The organism is Xanthomonas sp. LF06-19, from assembly GCF_034105425.1.
Lineage (GTDB): Bacteria > Pseudomonadota > Gammaproteobacteria > Xanthomonadales > Xanthomonadaceae > Xanthomonas_A > Xanthomonas_A sontii.
On the sequence record NZ_JAXGGH010000004.1, the window covers coordinates 77,479 to 96,876 of the forward strand.

A 19,398-nucleotide genomic window follows, 5' to 3' on the forward strand; every position below is an offset into this window, starting at 1 on the left:
CCAGCATGGACGGGACTAGCTCAGATGTTGCGCGCCAGCCGCTCGGCCAGGCCGACATAGCCGCCCGGGGTCAGGTCGCGCAGGCGCTGCTTGGCGTCCTCGGGAAGGTCCAGGGTCTCGACGAAGGCGCGCATCGACTCGGCGGTGATGCCCTGGCCGCGGGTCAGCGCCTTGAGCTGCTCGTAGGGATTGGGCAGGCCGTGGCGGCGCATCACCGTCTGCACGGCTTCGGCCAGCACTTCCCAGGCGGCATCCAGGTCGGCGTCCAGGCGCTCCGGGTTCACGGTCAGCTTGCCCAGGCCCTTGGCCAGCGAGTCCAGCGCCACCTGGGTATGGCCGAAGGCGGTGCCGAGCGCGCGCAGCACGGTGGAGTCGGTGAGGTCGCGCTGCCAGCGGCTGATCGGCAGCTTGGCCGAGAAGTGCTCGAACAGGGCGTTGGCGATGCCGAAGTTGCCTTCGGCGTTCTCGAAGTCGATCGGGTTGACCTTGTGCGGCATGGTCGAGGAGCCGACTTCGCCTTCCTTGAGCTTCTGCTTGAAGTAGCCCAGCGAGATGTAGCCCCAGATGTCGCGCGCCAGGTCGATCAGCACGGTGTTGGCGCGGCGGGTGGCGTCGCCCAATTCGGCGACGTTGTCGTGCGGCTCGATCTGGGTGGTGTAGGGGTTGAACACCAGGCCCAGGCTTTCCACGAAGCGCTGCGCGAAGCCCGGCCAGTCGACGTCCGGGTAGCTGGCGACGTGGGCGTTGTAGTTGCCGACCGCGCCGTTGATCTTGCCGGTCAGCTCGACCGCGGCGATCTGCCGGCGCTGGCGCTTGAGGCGGGCGACCACGTTGGCGATCTCCTTGCCCAGGGTGGTCGGCGAGGCGGTCTGGCCGTGGGTGCGCGACAGCATCGGCTGCGCGGCCTGCGCATGGGCCAGCGCGCGCAGCGTGGCGATCACCGCGTCCAGGGTCGGCAGCAGCACCTCGCGCCGGGCCTGCTCCAGCATCAGCCCGTAGCTGAGGTTGTTGATGTCCTCGCTGGTGCAGGCGAAATGCACGAACTCCAGGGCCGGGCCGAGTTCGGCGTCGTCCTTGAGCTGCTCCTTGATGAAGTACTCCACCGCCTTGACGTCGTGGTTGGTGGTGCGCTCGATCTGCTTGACCCGCGCCGCGTGCTCCACGCCGAAGCCCTCGGCCAGCGCGCGCAGGCGCTGCGCCGCCGCCGGCGAGAACGCGGCCAGTTCGCCGATAGCCGGCTCGGCGCCCAGCGCCAGCAGCCATTCGATCTCCACCTTCACCCGCGCCCTGATCAGGCCGTATTCGGAGAAGATCGGCCGCAGGGCGTCGACCTTGCCGGCATAGCGGCCATCGAGCGGGGACAGGGCGAGCAGGGCGGAATCGGACATGGCGGGGGCGTGGGGTGGTGTCGGCGGGGGCGCCATTCTACGTCGGCGCGGCCTCGGCCGGCGCCAGGCGTACCGTCACCGCCTGGATGCGGTGCCCGGCCATGCGCTTGACCGTGAACAGGTGGCCGTCGATCTCCAACTGCTCGCCTTCCTCGGGCAGGCGCTGCAACTGATGCACGATCAACCCGCCGACCGAGTTGAGGTGCTCCGGCGCGCGCAGGTCATGGCCGAGCAGGCGTTCGAGGCGGAAGATCGAGGTCGAGCCGGCCACCAGCACGCTGCCGTCGGCGCCGCGGGTCGGCGCGTCCTTGACCACGTGCGGGTGCTCGTCCTCGATGTCGCCGACCACCACTTCCAGCAGGTCTTCCAGGGTGAAGTAGCCGAGGATGCGGCCGTGCTCGTCCACGCACAGCGCCATGTGCGTGGTACCGGTGCGGAAGCGCTCCAGCACCAGCGGCACCGGCGTTTCCAGTGCGATCAGGTTCGCCGGGCGCAGCAGCGGACGCAGGTCGTCGCTGCTGCGCCCGCGGGCGATTTCCACCAGCAGGTCCTTCATGTGCAGGATGCCCAGCACCTGCTCGCCGTCGCGGTCGAACCACGGATAGCGGCTGTAGCGGCTGTCGGCGAACTCGGCCATCACCGCGTCCAGCGCCATGCCTTCGCGGAACCCGCGCAGATGGTCGCGCGCGCGCATCAGATCGCCGGCCACCAGTTCCGGCAGCTCCAAGGCATGGCTCATCAGGGTCAGTTCGTGATCCGGCGCGCCGCCGGCGGGTTGCTGGCGGCCGACGATCAGCTTCAGCTCCTCGCGCGAATAGCGGTGCGAGGTGTGCTCCACATCGCCCCAGCCCGCGGCCTTCAGCAGCGCGTTGGCGCTGGTGTTGAGTAGCCAGATCGCCGGATACATCGCCCAGTAGAACAGGTACAGCGGTGCGGCGGTCCACAGCGACATGCGCTCCGGGCGGCGGATCGCCATCGACTTGGGGGCCAGTTCGCCCAGCACGATGTGCAGGAACGAGATGACGCTGAAGGCGATGACGAAGGCGCTCAGGCGCGCCGCCTCTTCGCTCAGCCCCAGCAGGTCGAACAGCGGCTGCAGCAAGTGCGCGAAGGCCGGCTCGCCGACCCAGCCCAGGCCCAGCGAGGACAGGGTGATGCCGAGTTGGCAGGCCGACAGGTAGGCGTCGAGGTGGCCGTGCACGTTGAGCAGCAGGCGGCCGCGCCAGCCGTGGTGCTCGGCCAGGCCCACGGCCTGCGTGTGGCGCAGCTTGACCAGGGCGAACTCGGCGGCGACGAAGAAGCCGTTGAGCAGCACCAGCAGCATCGCCAGCGCCAGCAGCAGGAGGTTGCCGATCATGTGCGTTCCCCGGCGCGCGCCGCTGGCGCGTCATGGCGCCGGGCGGGAAGGGTGGAAACGGCGGGGTGCGTGGTCCGGCGCGGCGTGCGCCGGCATCTACAGTCTGAATCGTCGCCCATGGCGGCGTGAGGGTTCCATCGGTGATACGTCTCCGCAGTCTAGCCGATGCGTTGCGTCGTTGCCGCGTGCACGCGCCGTCCCGCGCATTCGGTCACATGGCACCGCAGCCACATGCACCCATGGATCAGCGCGCAGAACCGCTGTCACGAATCCCCACTCCCCACTCCCCGGCCTTTCAGCAGCCGAATGGCTGATCATCCCCGCACTCAACCATCACGCCGCGACGATCTTTTCGTTTGCTAAACTTTCTGTAACCGTTTTCAATCTCGATATTCCCCATGAAATCTTCCTTGCGTCTGGCGGCGCTGGCTGCCGCTGTGTCCGTTTTTCTCACCGCCTGCGGTGGCAAGCCTGCGGCGACACCGGCCGGTTCCGATGCCAGTGCCGATGCCAACCATGCATCCGCCGATGCCGGCGCCAGCGACGCGGACCAGGCGCTGACCGGCAAGCTCAACGCCTACATCGAATGCTTCAACAAGGTCGATGGGCGCATCCACGAAGGCGCGCAGCAGTACGTACGCTGGATGGCCGATCCCAAGGCCGGCCCCACCGGCAAGGAAACCAGCGTGTACGGGCCCGCCCCGATCGACGAGTACGCGATGAAGCTGTGCGATGCGCCGATGACCCAGGCGATCGCGGCCAAGCCGTCGCTGCCGGCGCTGGATGCCGCGGCGAAGCGCTATCTGGCCGCCTTGAAGACGCTGCAGCCGCTGGCCAACCAGGCGCGCGACTACTACGACCGCGAGGACTACCAGGACGACCAGTTCGCCAAGGGCAAGCAACTGCATGCGCCGCTGATGGCCGCGCTGTCCGAATTCCACGAGGCCAGCGAGGCCTTCAGCCACGAACTGGAGGCGCAGAACGACGCCGCGCAGCGCGAGCAACTGAAGGCGATGGAAAAGGCCGAGGGCCGCACCCGCGATTTCTATCGGCTGTCGATGATGCTCGAGGCCAAGGACATCGTCGGCCTGATGCAGGACGACGACTTCGACACCGCCAAGGCCACGGCATTGGTGGCCGGCTTCAACAGCCTGTCCGACGAGGCGCATGCCAAGGTCTCCAACCAGGAGCCGGGCAAGTCCGACTGGACCGGTTTCGAGACCGCGGCGGAGAACTTCCGCAAGGAATCCAAGGCGCGCATCAAGCGGGTGGCGGAGAAGATTCCGTACAGCGAGTTCGAGCAGCGCTCGATGGACAATCCGATCGTCGCGCCGGAGGGTTCGCCGGCACGCTTGCTCAAGAGCTACAACGACCTGGTGTTCCAGAGCAACCGCCAGCGCTGAGCGTGCGGGCCGGCGGCGCATGCCGCTGGCCCCGTCGTGCCGTCGCGACGGCGGGGCGGCATGCCGTCGTCCCGTCTTTCGCCGACAAACGGGCGCGGTGTGCTCCTTCCGCAGCACGCCGCTGGTGCGCTTGCAGGGCGAGCATCATTCCGCGTACACGTTGCGGGTCTCAGTGGATCGATCCTCGATCATGTACGCCTGCCGACTTCGGCGGTCCGCCGTGCATTCCTCGCCTCCAGACATTCCTAACATCCGCCGGCGCACACTGCTGACGCCGGGCGCTGCGCCACGGATAATGCGCGCGCCAGCCGCAGTCCCGCCAGCCTGCCTCCCCGGACGTCCGACGACGGCGCCGATGGATTCCCTTTTGCAGATGCGGAGATTGTGCGATGAGTGACACATTCAGGGTCGAACACGACAGCATGGGCGAACTGCAGGTGCCTGCAGAGGCCTTGTGGGGAGCGCAGACCCAGCGTGCGGTGCAGAACTTTCCGGTGTCCGGGCAGCCGATGCCACGCGGCTTCATCCGCGCGCTGGGTCTGATCAAGGCCGCCGCGGCCGGGGTCAACGCCGACCTGGACCTGCTGCCGAAGGCGGTCGCGAAGGCGATCCAGGCCGCGGCGCTGGAGGTGGCCGACGGCCGCCACGACGCGCACTTCCCGATCGACATCTACCAGACCGGGTCCGGCACCTCGTCGAACATGAACGCCAACGAGGTCATTGCCACGCTGGCCAACCGCGCCGCCAAGGGCGAGGGCAAGAACGGCAGCAAGACACGGCCGGCGGTGCATCCCAACGACCACGTCAACCTGGGCCAGAGTTCCAACGACGTGGTCCCCACCGCGATCCGCGTCGCTGCGTTGCTCGCGGCGCGCGAGCATCTGCTGCCGTCGCTCAAGCACCTGCGCAAGACGATCGACAAGCGCGCCAAGCAGTTGCAGGGTGTGGTCAAGACCGGGCGCACCCACCTGATGGACGCGATGCCGCTGACCTTCGGTCAGGAGTTCGGTGCCTGGTCGGCGCAGCTGGTGTCGGCGCAGGCGCGCATCGACGACAGCCTCAAGCGCCTGCGCCGGCTGCCGCTGGGCGGCACCGCCATCGGCACCGGCATCAACGCCGATCCGCGCTTTGGCGGCAAGGTCGCCAAGGCGCTGTCGGCGCTGACCGACCATACCTTCGAGAGCGCCGAGAACAAGTTCGAGGGCTTGGCCGCGCAGGACGATGCGGTGGAACTGTCCGGCCAGCTCAACGCGCTGGCGGTGGCGCTGATCAAGATCGCCAACGACCTGCGCTGGATGAACGCCGGGCCGCTGGCCGGCCTCGGCGAGATCGAGTTGCCGGCGCTGCAGCCGGGCAGCTCGATCATGCCGGGCAAGGTCAATCCGGTGATTCCCGAAGCCACGGTGATGGCCTGCGCGCAGGTCATCGGCCACCACACCGCGATCACCGTGGCCGGGCAGACCGGCAACTTCCAGTTGAACGTGACCCTGCCGCTGATCGCGGCGAACCTGCTGGACTCGATCCAGTTGCTGGGCAACGTGTCGTTGCTGCTGGCCGATTCGGCGATCGCCGGCCTCAAGGTGCGCGAGGAGCGGGTACGCGAGGCGCTGGACCGCAATCCGATCCTGGTGACCGCGCTGAATCCGATCATCGGCTACGAGAAGGCCGCGGCGATCGCCAAGCGTGCCTACAAGGAGAACCGGCCGGTGCTGGAGGTGGCCAAGGAGGACAGCGGCCTCGGCGAGGACGAATTGCGCCGGCTGCTGGACCCTGCCGCACTGACCGAGGGCGGCATCCATGCCGGCGCGGGTGGCGGCGGCTGAGTTGCGCCAGCGCTGCACGCAGGCCTGGCACGGCCGTGTGGTCGTGCCAGGCGCAAACAGAAGATCGCACGGTGAAAGCAGTTGGGACTGAAGTCCCTCCCACATTGCGCCCAGACACCTCATCGCAAGCTGGCGTAGGAGCAGCTTCAGCCGCGACGGGCCTTACCGGTAAAGCCCATCGCGGCTGAAGCCGCTCCCAAAGGAAGGGGCCAACTCTTACTGAGGGCTCTCATGCCGGCGCACGCGCGCCGGCACGCCTCAGCGGCGCTCGGCCTGCAGGTTGCCGAAACTGTCGCGGTAGGGCTGCAGCGAGGGAATGTCGCGCAGCACGGCCGCCTGCGCTTCGGTGATCTCCGGGGTCGGCGCGAAGCCCACCGAGCGCATGTTCGGGTCCGGCGCCGCGGTCTCCAGGGTGCGCTGGCGCTGCATCTGCAGGTGCATGAACAACTGCTGCAGTTCGGTGCGCTGCGCGGCGGGCAGCGGCAGTTCGATATCGTCGATGCGCAGGCTGCCGTCGGGCCCAATGGTGGCATTGGCGGCCGGGGCGCGGCGCAGCATCACGTTCATGCTGTCCACCGCCACCCGCGGCTTGCTGCGCTCGGCGCGCGAGGAGGTGGTCTCGCCGCCGCGTCCGCCGCAGGCGGCGAGCAGCAGGCATAACGACAGCAGCGAGAACCAGGCGAACAGCGTCTTCTTCATGGAGGCGATGCAGTGGGGGAGTGCGGGCATTCTAGAACGTGCGGCGGCTGCGGTCGTGGCGAGGCGCGCTGGCCGCGCATCAGCTGCGTGAGGTCGAAGCGGACTGCATGGCGCGCGCGAGCACGCTGAAGATCCGTTCGTCGGTGGATTGCGCGACGTTGAAACGCAGGAAATCGCCTGCGCTCAACGACTGGCTGAAGGCATTGCCCGGCGCCAGCACCACGCCTTCCTGCAGGCAGGCGTGCGCGATCGCTGCGGCCTCCATGCCCGCGGGCAGCCTGCACCAAAGGAACAGGCCGGCCCGTGGAATCAGCCAGGGTCGGACGCCGAGACCCTGGAGCCGCTCTACCGTCCTGGCCATCTGCTCCGCCAGGCGCCGCCGCAAGGTCTCCAGATGCCGGCGGTAGCCGCTGTCGGTCAGGGCGATCCGCACGGCCTCGGCCGCCAGCCGGCCGCCGCCGAAGCTGGTGGCGATCTTCAGGTCGGCGAGGCTTTCGATCCAGTCGCCACGTGCGGCGATGTAGCCGCAACGCAGCGACGCCGACACCGTCTTGGAAAAGCTGCCGATCTGGATGACCCGCGCCAGGCCGTCGAAGGCCGCCAGCCGCGGGGCGGGGCTGGTCTCGAAGTCGGCGAAGATGTCGTCCTCGACGATCACCAGGTCCGAGCCCTCGGCCAGGAGCAGCAGCCGGTGCGCCGTCGCCGCGGACAGGGTCGCGCCGGTGGGGTTGTGGATCCCCGAATTGGTGATGTACAGCCGCGGCGCATGCGCCCGCAGCGCCGCTTCGAAGTGCGCCACGTCCGGTCCGTTCGGCGTATAGGGCACGCCCACGACCTGCACGCGATGCGCCTTGAGCAAGGCATGGAAATTGAAGTAGCACGGGTCGTCGACCAGCACCGTGTCGCCGGGCGAGAGCAGGAAACGGCCGATCAGGTCGATCGCATGCGTGCCCGATTCGGCGAGCAGGATCTGTTCGGGCGGCGCCTGCACGCCATTGCCCGCCAGCCGTCGCGACAGGAACTGGCGCAAGCCGGGGTGGCCCAGGGGCGTGGCGTACTCGGTCAGTTCCTGCGTGTCGGCGCGCGCCAGCGTGCGCAGTGCGCGGCGCATGCCCGCGCCGTACAGCCATTCGGGTGGCAGCCAGCCGCAGCCGGGCTTGAGCACGCGCGCATCCGCTTCCAGCGACTGCCGCGATACCCACAGCGGATCGATCTGCCGGTCGAGCTTCGGGCCGAGTTGCGCCAGCGCCAGTGGGGCCACCGACCCGGCCACATAGAAGCCCGACCCTGGGCGCGCCGCGATCGCGCCCTCGGCCGCCAGCCGCTCGTAGGCTTCCACCACCGTCGACACCGACACCCGCAGCGCGCGCGCCTGCGCGCGCACGGAGGGCAGGCGCGCTCCCGGCAGGCTGGTGCGGTTGGCGATGCGGGCGCGGATGTCGGCCATCACCGCATCGATGCGCGTGCCGGGTGCTACGGGTCTGTCCACTGTCGTCAGCTGTACTGGGTCTTGAGCCATAACAGTACTGCAAAACCGTATTGGATCGTATCTGGCCGGATCGGTCTCACGAGGCGTCTACTGCAACGGCGATGCAGAAGGAGACGCGCATGGAAAAAACCACCGGTGGCTGGATCAATGGATGTATCGGCGTGATGATTTTTGCGGGGTCGTTGCCCGCAACGCGCGTCGCGGTCGCCGATTTCTCCCCCGTGTTCCTGACCTGCGCCCGCGCCAGCATTGCCGCCGCGCTGGGGCTGGCGCTCCTGCTCGGGTTTCGGCAACCGCGTCCGCGCCGCGCCGAGCTCCCTGCCTTGGCGATGACGGCGCTGGGGGTCGTGGCCGGATTTCCCCTGCTGACCGCACTGGCGCTGCAGCACGTCACCTCGGCGCATTCCATCGTGTTCGTGGGCCTGCTGCCGTTGTGCACCGCCGTCTTCGCCGTGTTGCGCGCCGGCGAACGCCCGCGTCCACCGTTCTGGGTGTTCTCGCTGGCCGGTGCCTGCAGCGTGGTCGGCTATGCGGCGATCGGCGGGATCGACGCCTCGTGGCAGGGCGATCTGCTGATGCTGGCCGCGGTGGTGCTGTGTGGGCTGGGCTATGCGGAAGGCGCGCGCCTGTCGCGCACGCTGGGCGGATGGCAGGTCATCTGTTGGGCGCTGGTGCTGTCGCTGCCGCTGATGGTGTCCCTGGCCTTGCTGACGCAGCCTGCGTCGTTCGGCACCGTGCGCATGCCGGCATGGCTTGGCCTGGGCTATGTCTCGCTGTTCAGCATGTTGATCGGCTTCGTGTTCTGGTACCGCGGCCTGGCGCAAGGCGGGATCGCGGCGGTCGGGCAACTGCAGTTGTTCCAGCCCTTCATCGGCTTGGGCCTGGCCGCGCTGCTGCTGCACGAAACCGTGAGCTGGACGATGCTGGCGGTGACCCTGGTCGCGATGGTCTGCGTGGCCGGCGCGAAACACTACGCCCGCTGAGACCGCGACCCGCCCGGCAGGCGTTTGCACGACTGCCGGGTGGGTCGCGGACTCAGCGGGCGCTCGTGGACGATGGTCGCGGCAGCGTGGCTGCCGCCGATTACGCGGCCGAGTGCTTGCAGTCGCTGACGTCGCTGTCGTCGAGGGTGGAGTAGGGACGGAACGCCGGCAGCTTCTGCATCAGCGCATCCTGCGCGGCGCGCAGCGCGGCGACCTGGTCGCAGATCTTCAACGCGGCCTGCTTGATCTTGTCGGCCTGCGCCTCTACCTGCGCGCCGATGTGCTCGGTGTCGCCGCTGAGCACGCCGCTGATCGCATCGCCGGCCGCCTTCACGCCGAGCGCCGCGCCGGCCTTGCCGACTTCCACGCCCTGCTTGCCGACCGCCTCGATCTGGCTGCGGTAGGCCAGCAGCAGGCGCTGCTGCTCGGCGTCCAGCGCGACCGGCTTGCCGTCGATCAGCAGCTTGCCGTCGCGGGTGATGGTGGCCGGCGGCTGGCCATCGGCCTTCAGGGTGAGGTCGCCGTTGAGGAAGGTCAGGCTTTGCGCGCCACCGTGATCGACGACGACGCGGTCGTTCGACGAGGCCGAGCGCTGGCAGGCGCTGAGCGAGAACAGCACGGCCAGGGCGACGCCGGCCAGGGACAGGGAACGGTACTGCATGGGCGCGTCCTCGTGTGGATGTGGAAGGAGATCGGGCGGCAGGATCAGCGCGGCTTGGGCAGGTTGACGCTGCCACGCACGCCGCGGTGGGTGACGTCGCCGCTGCCGACCTTCTGCACGCTCAGGTTGCCGCCGACGGTGCCGACATCCAGGTCGCCGGAGCCCACGGTCTGCACCGCGACATTGCCGGTGACGTCGCGCAGTTGCACGTCGCCGGAGCCGACGCTGTCGACCTGCACGCTGCCACGCACGCCGTGCACGGTCAGGTCGCCGGAGCCGACGGTGCCGACCTTGACGTCGCCGCCGACCTGATCGGCCTTGACGTCGCCCGAGCCCAGCGTCGGCAGGGCCACGCTGCCGACATTGCGCAGTTCGATGTCGCCGGAGCCGACCGTGGCGCTGACCGCGCCGCGAATGTTCTGCGCGTGCAGGTCGCCAGAGCCGACCTTGGCGTCGAGCGAGGCCACGCCGCTGATCTCGGCGTCGCCGGAGCCCAGTTGCAGCTGCACCGGCAGGTTGGCCGGGATGCTGCCAGCCACGTTGAGGTAGGCGTAGCGGTTGCCGACGCTGATGCCGTGGATCTTGCCCTCGTGCTTCAGCGTCACCACCAGGGTGTCGCCGTCGTGGCGCTGGCGCAGGGTCAGCTCCTTGAGCATGTCGGCGTCGGAGGCGCAGGCACGGCCGCGCAGAGTGGAGTCGCCGCTGGCGCCGCTGAGCTTGAGGTCGTTCTGCTGCACGTCCAGCAGCACCGACTTGACCCCGGTCAGATCCAGCTTCAGTTCGCGCGGTTCGGAATACTTGCAGTCGTCGGCCATGGCGACGGCCGGCAGCGACAGCAGGGCACACAGGGCGAGGGTCTTGCGCATCGGAAAACTCCTTGCGGAAAAGGGAAGAGAGACGGAGGTGCGATCAGGCTTCGTCGCGCCAGCGGCGCACGTAGATCGCGGCGACGATGAAGGCCACGCCGACCGCGGCGCCGATCCAGATGTCGGGGTCGCGGAACAGCACCCAGCTGTCGCCGAGATGGATCGCATTGACCAGATCCTGCGGACCGCTGATGTGGGTCTCGGCCACCTGCTCGTTCAGCACCGGACCCCAGCTGCCGGGCAGCACGCTGAGCAGGCCGCGGTAGGCCACGGTGTACCAGATCAGGTTGTGGTTGACATCGAGCATCGGCAGGATGCCCATCATGCTGGCCATCACGCAGCCCAGGATCGGGATCAGCACCGCCCACAGGAACGGCTTGCTGCGCGCCCAGGCCGAGCACAGCATCAGCCAGCCGATCGCCGGCAGCGACCACATCACCTGCACCGGCAGTGCGGCCAGGACCATGCCGATGATGCGCAGCGGGTGCGATTCGGTGAAGACCGCGGTGCTCTGCGGGATGCCGTTGACCGACAGGGTCAGGGCGGTGACCACCCACAGTGCAAGGCCGATCAGCAGGCCGATGCCGATCGCCAGCAGCGGCGCCAGCAACAGCGCCCAGGCGGCCTTGGACAGCACGGTGCCGGTGTCCGACAGCGGCAGCGACTTCCAGAACAGCACGCTGCGGTCGCGGCGGTCGTCGTACAGCGCGCCCAGCGCGTAGAAGAACACCACGAAGCCGACCACGATGCAGGCCAGGATCACCCCGGCGAGCATGGTGCCGTCGCCGACCGCGCCGATGATCTGGTGGGCGTTGTTGGCCTGGCCTTCCCATTGCACATCGTTCAGACGTACGCCGCCGCCGTGGTTGCGGCCGGCGATGCTGCCGATGATCGACAGCACCGTGTACAGGGTGGCGACGATGCCGCCGGTGATGACCGGGGCCCACAGGAAACCGCCGCGGTGTTCCCAGAACTCGCGCTTGAGCAGCCACTTGAAGGTGGACACGGGAGAGATCGATTTGGCGGGAGCGTTCATGCGTAGGTGCCCTTCATGATGGCGACGAACAGGTCGGCCAGGCCGGGGGTGCGGGTTTCGCCGAGTGCGGCCAGTTGCGCCTGCGGCACGCCGTCGTACAGGAATACCGACTTGCCGAACGGCAGGCCGCGTTCGTCGATCGGCTGCAGCGCGCGCGCCGCCTCGATGCGCTCGGCCGGCACCAGCAGTTCGGTGTAGCGGGTGGCCATGTGCTCCATGTCGGCGCTGAGCACGATGCGGCCGTCGCGGATGAACAGCACGTCGGTGAGGATGTGCTCGATCTCCTCCACCTGGTGGGTGGTGATGACGATGGTCTTCTGTTCGTCGAAGTAGTCTTCCAGCAGGCGCTGGTAGAACTCCTTGCGGTACAGGATGTCCAGGCCCAGCGTCGGCTCGTCCAGCACCAGCAGGCGCGCGTCGATCGCCATCACCAGGGCCAGGTGCAACTGCACGATCATGCCCTTGGACATCTCGCGCACCCGCAGCTTGGGCGAGAGCTTGGTGTTGGCCAGGAAGCGCTCGCACTTGGCGCGATCGAAGCGCGGATGCACGCCGGCGACGAAGTCGATCGCCTCGCTGACCCGCATCCAGCGCGGCAGCACCGCCACGTCGGCGATGAAGCACACTTCGTTCATCAGCGCGTCGCGCTGCTTGCGCGGGTCCATGCCCAGCACGCGCAGTTCGCCTTCCACGGCGGTCAGGCCCAGCACCGCCTTCAGCGCGGTGGTCTTGCCGGCGCCGTTGGGGCCGATCAGGCCGACGATGCGGCCCGGCGCGATGGCGAAGGACGCATCGGCCAGCGCCGGCTTGTGGTTGTAGGTCTTGCGCAACCCCTGCGCGTAGACGACGGATTCGGATGCGGCGACAGCGGCAGTCATGGCGTTTTCCCCGGTGGCAACAAGTCTTGCAGTGTCAGGCCCAGGCGCTGGATGCGTTCCAGCACCAGAGGCCACTCTTCGTTGAGGAAGCGCTCGCGCTCGCTGCCGCGCAGCTTCTGCGCCGCTTCCTCGGTCATGAACATGCCCAGCCCGCGACGCTTCTCGACCAGGGCCTCGTCGGCCAGTTCCTGGTAGGCGCGCGAGACGGTGATCGGATTGAGCTGGTACTCGGCAGCCACCTGGCGCACCGAGGGCAGGGCGTCGCCGGGCTTGAGGATGCCGTCGAGCATCATCGCGATGACGCGCTCCTTCAGCTGGCGGTAGATCGGAGCGCCGTCGCTCCATTGGATATCGCTCATGGTCAGCTCCGTGGGCGCAGGGTGCGCGCGAAGGAGAAATAAGGCACGGACAGCGAAGCCCGCAGACGCCGCACCGCCGGGACGGTAGAAGGTGCGGCGCCGGCGGCGCTGTCGTCGTGCGGCGTGCTGGCGCCATAATCCAGCGGCCGTCCCTGGTGGCGTTGGGCGCCGATCCAGCTCGCGCAGAGCAGGGTGCCGACGATGACCAGGGCCGGAAGACTGCGCTGGAGGCGTTTGAGATTCATCGTGGGACCTGCTCTGGGTGAGTGGTGTTGTATTTAACTATAACACCGTTACACGGCATGTCAACACGCTGCTGACCCAACTTCCGACCTGGTCGCGTGCCACTTCCTTACTTCTTCTCGACGGTGCCCCATGAAACTTCCCAAGCGTCTGTTTTTCCTCGCGATCCTGGCCGCTGCCGGCACCGTCGGCAGTGCCTGGGCCGGCTCTCTGCTGGACCGGGACTACCGTCCGCTGGCAGGCAAGGAGAAGGTGAACCTGAACAAGACCTACGGCGGCAAGGTGCTGCTGGTGGTCAACACCGCCAGCAAGTGCGGCTACACCCCGCAGTACGACGGCCTGGAGAAGCTGCAGCAGCAGTACGCGGCGCAGGGCTTCAGCGTGCTCGGCTTCCCGTCCAACGACTTCAAGGGCCAGGAGCCCGGATCGGAGAAGCAGATCCAGGAATTCTGCACGCTCACCTACGGGGTGAAGTTTCCGATGTTCGAGAAGGTGCACGTGATCGGCGACGAGGCGACGCCGCTGTACAAGCAACTGACCCAGGCCACCGGCGTGGCGCCGGGCTGGAATTTCCACAAGTATCTGATCGCGCGCGATGGGCGCGTGGTCGCGCAATTCCCGAGCAAGGTCACGCCGGACGATCCGGCCTTGCGCAGTGCCATCGAACGCGAACTGAAAGCGCAGCCGGCGTCGCACTGAAAGCGGGTCAACATCTCGGCCGCACATGCGACAATGCCGGCCTCTGTCTGCGCCAGTTCGGCGCGTCCAGTTCACAGTTCACTTCCAGGGAAAGTAGCGAATGAAGATGGGAATGCGCGGCGCCGTGGCGTCGCTGGTGGTGGGGATGGCGATGGTCGCCGGTCACGCGTCCGCGCAGGCGCCGGCGGCCGGCGGCACGGCGACGACGCTGAGCACCGAGAAGCAGAAGGTCAGCTACGCGATCGGCATGGATGTGGCGCGTTCGTTCGAGCCGATCGCCCAGGACATCGACGTGGACGCGATGCAGCGCGCGATCGAGAACGCCTTCAAGCAGGGCAAGCCGCTGCTGTCCGATGAGCAGACCCAGGCCACCGACACCGCGCTGCGCACGCAGCTGGCCGCGCGCAACGGCCAGCCGGTGCCGGGCATGGCGCCGGGCACGCAGCCGCCGCCGGTGTCCAAGGAGAACGTGGGCCTGATGCTGGGCGACCGTGCGGTCGGTCCGTCGCTGGCGCGGATCCAGAACGACATCGATCTGCCGACGCTGATGGGCGCGGTGCGCACGGTGTTCGCCAAGGGCCAGACCGCGATGACCCAGGAGCAGGCGATGGCCACGCTGCAGGCCTTCGGTGCGTCCAAGCAGGCCGCGGTGGCGACCAAGAACAAGCAGGAAGGCAATGCCTTCCTGGCGCAGAACAAGAACCAGAAGGGCGTGATCACCACCCCGTCAGGCCTGCAGTACATGGTGCTGCGCGAAGGCAGCGGCGCGCGGCCCACGTCCAGCAGCAAGGTGCGGGTGAACTACGAGGGCAAGCTGCTCGACGGCACCGTCTTCGACAGCTCCTACAAGAACGGCCAGCCGGCCGAGTTCGCGCTGAACCAGGTCGTGCCGGGCTGGAGCGAGGGCGTGGCGCTGATGCCGGTGGGGTCCAAGTACCGCTTCTGGATTCCGTCCAATCTGGGCTACGGCCCGCAGGGAATGCCGGGCAGCCCGATCGGCCCGGATGCGATGTTGACCTTCGACGTGGAACTTTTGAACATCCTTCAATAACCGAAAGGAGATTACATGCGCGTAGCGATATTCGGCACCGGCTATGTCGGGCTCGTCACCGGAACCTGTCTGGCCGAAGTCGGCCACCATGTGGTGTGCGTAGACATCGACCAGGCCAAGGTGGATGGGCTCAATAAGGGCGTGGTCCCGATTTACGAGCCTGGCCTCTCGCCGATGGTCAAGGCCAATCACGCCGCACGGAGGCTGTTCTTCACCACCGATGCGGCCAGCGCCATCGCGCATGGGGATATCGTGTTCATCGCCGTCGGCACGCCGCCGGACGAGGACGGTAGCGCAGATCTGCAGTACGTGCTGGCGGTGGCTCGCACCATCGGCCAGCACATCCAGGGGCCGACCATCGTGGTCAACAAGTCGACGGTGCCGGTCGGCACCGCCGACAAGGTGCGTGCGGCGATCGCCGCGGAGCTGGAAGCGCGCGGCGAGGCGATCGAGTTCGACGTGGTCTCCAACCCGGAGTTCCTGAAGGAGGGCGATGCCGTCGCCGATTGCATGCGCCCGGACCGCATCGTCATCGGCAGCAGCAAGCCCGGCTCGGCCGCGCGCCTGCGTCGTCTGTACGCGCCGTTCAACCGCAACCACGACCGCATCGTGGAAATGGACGTGCGCTCGGCCGAACTGACCAAGTACGCGGCCAACGCGATGCTGGCGACCAAGATCAGTTTCATGAACGAGATCGCCAACATCGCCGAGCGCGTCGGTGCCGACGTGGAGAAGGTGCGCCAGGGTATCGGCTCGGATCCGCGCATCGGCTGGCACTTCATCTACCCGGGTGCCGGCTACGGCGGCTCGTGCTTCCCCAAGGACGTGCAGGCGCTGGCGCGCACCGCGCAGCAGGTCGGGCATGCGCCCCGGCTGCTGGATGCGGTGGAAGCGGTCAACGAGGCGCAGAAGGGCCATCTGTACGAGCTGATCCAGCGCCACTACGGCGCGGCGCAGTCGCTGAAGGGCAAGACCTTCGCGGTGTGGGGCCTGGCCTTCAAGCCCAACACCGACGACATGCGTGCCGCCTCCAGCCGCCGCCTGCTGGCGCAACTGTGGGAGGCGGGCGCGACGGTGCGTGCCTACGATCCGGAGGCGACCGACGAGGCCAAGCGCATCTTCGGCGAACGCGACGATCTGCATTTCTGCGACGATGCCTTCGACGCGCTGGAAGGCGCCGATGCGCTGGCTGTGGTCACCGAGTGGAAGCAGTTCCGCAGCCCCGACTTCACCCGCATGAAGGAGCTGATCGGCGATGCGGTGGTGTTCGACGGCCGCAATCTCTACGATCCGCAGGAAATCGAGAGCTTCGGCCTGGCGTATTACGGCATCGGCCGCGGACGTTCGATCCATGCAGCATGATTTTTCCACCCAGGATCGGTTGCTGGAAAACCGCCTGATCGAGCTGGAAACGCGCCTCTCCTTCCAGGAGCAGGCGCTGTCGGAAATGAGCGATGCCCTGGCCGAAGCGCGTATCGAAAGCCAGCGCAACGCCGAGTTGCTGCGTCACCTGCTCGAAGATCTGGGCAAGGTGCGCAGCACGCTCTACGCCGATCCGGCCGACGAACCGCCGCCGCCGCATTACTGATCCCCCGAACCGACCGATGCCGTCCCGATGAGCGATACCCTCCGCGAGCAGTTGCTGGGCCTGGGCTTCAAGCCCGCGCCGAAACCCGAACGCAAAGCCCCGCCTGCCGCGCCGCGGCCGCAGGGACGGCCGGGCCAGCGCCCGGCACCGGCCGGGGCGCGCGGCGAGCGCGCTCCCGGCGGCGCGCCCAACGCCGGCAAGCCCGGCGGCGGGCGCGGCCGTCCGCACGGGAACGGCCCTGGCCAAGGCAAGCCGCAGGGCGCGGGCGGCCAGCCGGGGCGGCCGCCGCGCAGCCGCGAGGACATCGATCTGGCCAAGGCCTATGCGATCCGTGCCCAGCGCGAGAAGGACGAGCGCATCGAGGCCGAGCGGCAGAAGCAGGAAGAAGCGCGCCTGCGCCGCGAGGCGCGGGCCAAGCTCGACGAACTGCTCAAGGGCCAGGCGCTGAACCACGCCGAGGCCGACATCGCCCGCCATTTCCCCTATGGCGGCAAGATCAAGCGCATCTACGTCACCGCCGACCAGCTCAAGGCCCTCAACGCCGGCGAGTTGGGCGTGCTGCAGCAGAACGGTCGCTACCTGCTGGTGACCGCGGCGCTGCTGGACCAGGCCGAAGCGATCTTCCCGGCGGCGGTGGCGCTGCGGGTCGATCCGAACGCGACGGCGGAAGAAGACCCCTACGCCGATCCCAAGTACCAGATCCCCGACGATCTGGTCTGGTAAACGTGGCGCTGCCAGGGACGGGCACGCTGGCCGCCGGGCGCGGCCACACGCCGCCGCACGCGCAGACCGGTGGCGGCTATCTGCCGTACGTGGACGGGCTGCGCGCGATCGCGGTGCTGGCGGTGATCGCCTACCACCTCGATCCGGCATGGCTGCCGGGCGGGTTCACCGGCGTGGACATGTTCTTCGTGATCTCCGGCTTCGTGGTCAGCGCGTCGTTGCAGCGCCTGCCGGCGGCCGGACAGCTGGGCGTGTTCGCGCAGTTCTATGCGCGGCGCCTGCGCCGCATCGCGCCGGCCCTGGTGGCGTGCCTGCTGGTCACGGCCCTGGCCAGCGGCCTGTTCATTCCCGAGTCCTGGCTCAGCGAGACCAGCGCCAGGACCGGGCGCATGGCCTTCGTCGGCCTCAGCAACTGGGTGCTGGCCGCGACCGGCAACGATTACTTCTCGCCCAAGGCCGAATTCAATCCGTACACGCATACCTGGTCGCTGGGCGTGGAGGAGCAGTTCTACCTGCTGTTCCCGCTGCTGTTCCTGGCCTGGAACCGTGGCGGCCGCGGCCGGGTGTGGTCGACGCTGCTGGTGGCGCTGGCCTCGGCCGCCTCGCTGGCGTTCGCCTGGCGGCATAGCCGCGATGCCGGCGATGCGGCGGCCGCGTTCTACCTGACCACCGCACGCTTCTGGCAACTGGGCAGCGGCGTGTTGCTGTACCAGGTGCTGGCGCTGCGCGGACGCTTCGAGGCCGGGACGCAGGCGCCGCCGCCGGGCGCCTGGAGCTGGCGTTCGCCGTTGCTGGCGATGGCGCTGGCGGCGGTGGTGGTCGGCCTGTGGTGCGCGCGTCCCGGCCACTCGCCGTGGCCGGATGGACTGTGGCCGGTGTTGGGCACACTCGCCCTGCTGGCGCTGCTGCATGGCGCCCCGGCCGGCTGGATCCGGCGCGCGCTGGCGCACCGCGTACCGGTGGCGATCGGCCGCGTCTCGTATTCGCTGTATCTGTGGCACTGGCCGGTGTTCGTGCTGTTCCGCTGGACCGTCGGTCTGGAATCGGCGCCGACCAGAGCCGCGGCGCTGCTGCTGGTCGCCTTGCTGGCGCTGGCCTCGTATCGCTGGGTGGAGCTGCCGTGGCGGCATGGCCGCATCGGCCGCGCGCGCACGCCGGCGCGGACCATCGTCGCCGGGCTGGGCCTGGTGCTGCTCGCCGGCGGCACCCATGCGCTGCTGCAGAACGCCCAGCGCTATTACGGGTTGAGCACGGTCAGCCGGCATCCGCTGGACTGGTACGCCTATGCCAAGGGCCTGCGCCGGGAGTTTCCGCAGTGCGCGCTGCAGACCCGCCAGGTGCCGGTGCAGGTGGGCAGCGCCAAGCTGTTCGAGCGTGGCGCCTGCACGCTGCCCAACCGCGATGGCGGCGGCCAGTTGTTCGTGGCCGGCGACTCGCATGCGCTGGCCTACAACGAACTGCTGCGGCGCTTCGCGCTGCAGAGCGGGGTGCCGGTGCGGCTGTATGGCGTCGGCGGTTGCCCGATCGTCGGCCTGCAGGCTTGGCAGGCCAGCAATCCCGGCTGCCAGGCCTATGAGCGCAGCACCCTGGCCGACGTCGCCGCGCACGCGCGCGACGGCGATGTGCTGTTTCTGCCAGCCCTGCGCGTGCTGCGCCTGGCCGATCAGGACCGCTTGTTCGACGAGACCGCGGCGATGGCCGAGCAGGAGGGTGCCGAGGCGCAGGCCGCGCGCAGCGCTGGCGAAGCGGCTGCGGTCGCGCTGCTGCAGCCCTTGGCGCAGCGCGGCGTGCGCATCGTCTTCGAAGCGCCCAAGCCGGTGCTGCGCGCGCCGCCGTATCGCTGTTCGGACTGGTTCAACCGCGGCAATCTGATCTGCGCGCGCGGCATCCCGATCGCACGCGCGACGATGGAGCGCTACCGTGCGCCGGTGCTGCAGAGCCTGCAGCGCATCGCCGCGCAGCTGCCGCATGCCTCGGTGTGGGATCCGTTGCCGCTGCTGTGCGACGCGCAGTACTGCAGCGGCAGCCGCGACGGGCGCCCGCTGTTCTTCGATGCCGATCACCTCAGTGGCTACGGCAACCGGGTGCTGCTGCCGGGCTTCACATCGCACATTGCGGCGATCCAGGCACACTCGCCGCCGGCGCCTTGAGG

General features: G+C 68.5%; 19 protein-coding genes. 9 read left to right on the forward strand and 10 right to left on the reverse strand.

The window, feature by feature from the left end:
• Nucleotides 1–20 precede the first annotated feature (20 nt).
• A complete protein-coding gene (gene purB, locus SLW55_RS09605) occupies nt 21–1,388 on the reverse strand; it encodes an adenylosuccinate lyase (protein WP_320745008.1) in 1,368 nt (455 codons plus the stop codon).
• A 37-nt stretch (nt 1,389–1,425) separates the two neighbouring features.
• Nucleotides 1,426–2,745 (reverse strand): hemolysin family protein, encoded by a 1,320-nt coding sequence (locus SLW55_RS09610; protein WP_320745009.1) that lies wholly within the window; start codon nt 2,743–2,745, stop codon nt 1,426–1,428.
• A gap of 398 nt (nt 2,746–3,143) precedes the next feature.
• Between SLW55_RS09610 and SLW55_RS09615 the strand changes: the two genes are divergently transcribed.
• Nucleotides 3,144–4,148: a YiiG family protein gene (locus SLW55_RS09615; protein ID WP_295909771.1), complete on the forward strand. Its 1,005-nt coding sequence runs from the start codon at nt 3,144–3,146 to the stop codon at nt 4,146–4,148.
• Nucleotides 4,149–4,537: 389 nt separating this feature from the next.
• Nucleotides 4,538–5,971, forward strand: a complete 1,434-nt coding sequence (locus SLW55_RS09620; protein ID WP_320745010.1) for a class II fumarate hydratase — start codon at nt 4,538–4,540, stop codon at nt 5,969–5,971.
• 258 nt (nt 5,972–6,229) lie between these two features.
• Here SLW55_RS09620 and SLW55_RS09625 read toward each other — a convergent pair whose 3' ends face one another.
• Both SLW55_RS09625 and SLW55_RS09630 read right to left on the reverse strand, forming a co-directional pair.
• On the reverse strand, nt 6,230–6,670 hold the full coding sequence (locus SLW55_RS09625; RefSeq protein WP_017915026.1) for a hypothetical protein: 441 nt from the start codon (nt 6,668–6,670) through the stop codon (nt 6,230–6,232).
• Nucleotides 6,671–6,749: 79 nt separating this feature from the next.
• Nucleotides 6,750–8,117, reverse strand: coding sequence for a PLP-dependent aminotransferase family protein (locus SLW55_RS09630; RefSeq protein ID WP_267102936.1), 1,368 nt, complete (start codon nt 8,115–8,117; stop codon nt 6,750–6,752).
• Nucleotides 8,118–8,278: 161 nt separating this feature from the next.
• On the opposite strand from SLW55_RS09630, the gene SLW55_RS09635 reads away from it, so the two are divergent.
• The gene (locus tag SLW55_RS09635; protein ID WP_026143342.1) at nt 8,279–9,142 is read left to right on the forward strand and encodes a DMT family transporter; all 864 of its coding nucleotides are present in this window, start codon (nt 8,279–8,281) and stop codon (nt 9,140–9,142) included.
• Nucleotides 9,143–9,242: 100 nt separating this feature from the next.
• Here SLW55_RS09635 and SLW55_RS09640 read toward each other — a convergent pair whose 3' ends face one another.
• The 6 genes from SLW55_RS09640 to SLW55_RS09665 are packed head-to-tail and all read right to left on the reverse strand — an operon-like array spanning nt 9,243 to nt 13,187.
• The gene (locus tag SLW55_RS09640) at nt 9,243–9,803 is read right to left on the reverse strand and encodes a DUF2884 family protein (RefSeq protein ID WP_320745011.1); all 561 of its coding nucleotides are present in this window, start codon (nt 9,801–9,803) and stop codon (nt 9,243–9,245) included.
• Nucleotides 9,804–9,847: 44 nt separating this feature from the next.
• Nucleotides 9,848–10,669: a DUF2807 domain-containing protein gene (locus SLW55_RS09645; protein WP_017908109.1), complete on the reverse strand. Its 822-nt coding sequence runs from the start codon at nt 10,667–10,669 to the stop codon at nt 9,848–9,850.
• 43 nt (nt 10,670–10,712) lie between these two features.
• The gene (locus SLW55_RS09650) at nt 10,713–11,705 is read right to left on the reverse strand and encodes an ABC transporter permease (RefSeq protein ID WP_267100495.1); all 993 of its coding nucleotides are present in this window, start codon (nt 11,703–11,705) and stop codon (nt 10,713–10,715) included.
• The gene (locus SLW55_RS09655; RefSeq protein ID WP_267100496.1) at nt 11,702–12,583 is read right to left on the reverse strand and encodes an ABC transporter ATP-binding protein; all 882 of its coding nucleotides are present in this window, start codon (nt 12,581–12,583) and stop codon (nt 11,702–11,704) included. The genes SLW55_RS09650 and SLW55_RS09655 overlap by 4 nt, the downstream gene beginning before the upstream one ends.
• Nucleotides 12,580–12,942 carry a GntR family transcriptional regulator gene (locus SLW55_RS09660; RefSeq protein ID WP_017908106.1) on the reverse strand — a complete coding sequence of 121 codons (363 nt, stop codon included), beginning with the start codon at nt 12,940–12,942 and terminating at the stop codon, nt 12,580–12,582. Before SLW55_RS09660 ends, SLW55_RS09655 begins: the two co-directional genes overlap by 4 nt.
• 2 nt (nt 12,943–12,944) lie before the next feature.
• Nucleotides 12,945–13,187 (reverse strand): hypothetical protein, encoded by a 243-nt coding sequence (locus SLW55_RS09665; protein WP_010344229.1) that lies wholly within the window; start codon nt 13,185–13,187, stop codon nt 12,945–12,947.
• A gap of 130 nt (nt 13,188–13,317) precedes the next feature.
• Between SLW55_RS09665 and SLW55_RS09670 the strand changes: the two genes are divergently transcribed.
• The 6 genes from SLW55_RS09670 to SLW55_RS09695 all read left to right on the forward strand — a co-directional run bounded on the left by SLW55_RS09670 (nt 13,318) and on the right by SLW55_RS09695 (nt 19,396).
• Entirely contained in the window at nt 13,318–13,884 is a 567-nt protein-coding gene (locus tag SLW55_RS09670) for a glutathione peroxidase (RefSeq protein ID WP_152237279.1), read from the forward strand.
• A 100-nt stretch (nt 13,885–13,984) separates the two neighbouring features.
• Nucleotides 13,985–14,935, forward strand: a complete 951-nt coding sequence (locus SLW55_RS09675) for an FKBP-type peptidyl-prolyl cis-trans isomerase (protein WP_148827766.1) — start codon at nt 13,985–13,987, stop codon at nt 14,933–14,935.
• Nucleotides 14,936–14,950: 15 nt separating this feature from the next.
• Entirely contained in the window at nt 14,951–16,297 is a 1,347-nt protein-coding gene (locus SLW55_RS09680) for a UDP-glucose/GDP-mannose dehydrogenase family protein (protein ID WP_043092169.1), read from the forward strand.
• A complete protein-coding gene (locus tag SLW55_RS09685) occupies nt 16,287–16,523 on the forward strand; it encodes a SlyX family protein (protein WP_017908102.1) in 237 nt (78 codons plus the stop codon). The genes SLW55_RS09680 and SLW55_RS09685 overlap by 11 nt, the downstream gene beginning before the upstream one ends.
• Before the next feature lie 27 nt (nt 16,524–16,550).
• Nucleotides 16,551–17,246, forward strand: coding sequence for a DUF2058 family protein (locus SLW55_RS09690; protein WP_043092168.1), 696 nt, complete (start codon nt 16,551–16,553; stop codon nt 17,244–17,246).
• 2 nt (nt 17,247–17,248) lie between these two features.
• Entirely contained in the window at nt 17,249–19,396 is a 2,148-nt protein-coding gene (locus SLW55_RS09695) for an acyltransferase family protein (protein WP_267100725.1), read from the forward strand.
• Nucleotides 19,397–19,398 lie beyond the last annotated feature (2 nt).

What these genes read in the sequence shown, in the direction of transcription:
- purB (WP_320745008.1), bottom strand. Translation starts at nt 1,388, where the DNA reads ATGTCCGATTCCGCCCTGCTCGCCCTGTCCCCGCTCGATGGCCGCTAT.
- SLW55_RS09610 (WP_320745009.1), bottom strand. Translation starts at nt 2,745, where the DNA reads ATGATCGGCAACCTCCTGCTGCTGGCGCTGGCGATGCTGCTGGTGCTG.
- SLW55_RS09615 (WP_295909771.1), top strand. Translation starts at nt 3,144, where the DNA reads ATGAAATCTTCCTTGCGTCTGGCGGCGCTGGCTGCCGCTGTGTCCGTT.
- SLW55_RS09620 (WP_320745010.1), top strand. Translation starts at nt 4,538, where the DNA reads ATGAGTGACACATTCAGGGTCGAACACGACAGCATGGGCGAACTGCAG.
- SLW55_RS09625 (WP_017915026.1), bottom strand. Translation starts at nt 6,670, where the DNA reads ATGAAGAAGACGCTGTTCGCCTGGTTCTCGCTGCTGTCGTTATGCCTG.
- SLW55_RS09630 (WP_267102936.1), bottom strand. Translation starts at nt 8,117, where the DNA reads ATGGCCGACATCCGCGCCCGCATCGCCAACCGCACCAGCCTGCCGGGA.
- SLW55_RS09635 (WP_026143342.1), top strand. Translation starts at nt 8,279, where the DNA reads ATGGAAAAAACCACCGGTGGCTGGATCAATGGATGTATCGGCGTGATG.
- SLW55_RS09640 (WP_320745011.1), bottom strand. Translation starts at nt 9,803, where the DNA reads ATGCAGTACCGTTCCCTGTCCCTGGCCGGCGTCGCCCTGGCCGTGCTG.
- SLW55_RS09645 (WP_017908109.1), bottom strand. Translation starts at nt 10,669, where the DNA reads ATGCGCAAGACCCTCGCCCTGTGTGCCCTGCTGTCGCTGCCGGCCGTC.
- SLW55_RS09650 (WP_267100495.1), bottom strand. Translation starts at nt 11,705, where the DNA reads ATGAACGCTCCCGCCAAATCGATCTCTCCCGTGTCCACCTTCAAGTGG.
- SLW55_RS09655 (WP_267100496.1), bottom strand. Translation starts at nt 12,583, where the DNA reads ATGACTGCCGCTGTCGCCGCATCCGAATCCGTCGTCTACGCGCAGGGG.
- SLW55_RS09660 (WP_017908106.1), bottom strand. Translation starts at nt 12,942, where the DNA reads ATGAGCGATATCCAATGGAGCGACGGCGCTCCGATCTACCGCCAGCTG.
- SLW55_RS09665 (WP_010344229.1), bottom strand. Translation starts at nt 13,187, where the DNA reads ATGAATCTCAAACGCCTCCAGCGCAGTCTTCCGGCCCTGGTCATCGTC.
- SLW55_RS09670 (WP_152237279.1), top strand. Translation starts at nt 13,318, where the DNA reads ATGAAACTTCCCAAGCGTCTGTTTTTCCTCGCGATCCTGGCCGCTGCC.
- SLW55_RS09675 (WP_148827766.1), top strand. Translation starts at nt 13,985, where the DNA reads ATGAAGATGGGAATGCGCGGCGCCGTGGCGTCGCTGGTGGTGGGGATG.
- SLW55_RS09680 (WP_043092169.1), top strand. Translation starts at nt 14,951, where the DNA reads ATGCGCGTAGCGATATTCGGCACCGGCTATGTCGGGCTCGTCACCGGA.
- SLW55_RS09685 (WP_017908102.1), top strand. Translation starts at nt 16,287, where the DNA reads ATGCAGCATGATTTTTCCACCCAGGATCGGTTGCTGGAAAACCGCCTG.
- SLW55_RS09690 (WP_043092168.1), top strand. Translation starts at nt 16,551, where the DNA reads ATGAGCGATACCCTCCGCGAGCAGTTGCTGGGCCTGGGCTTCAAGCCC.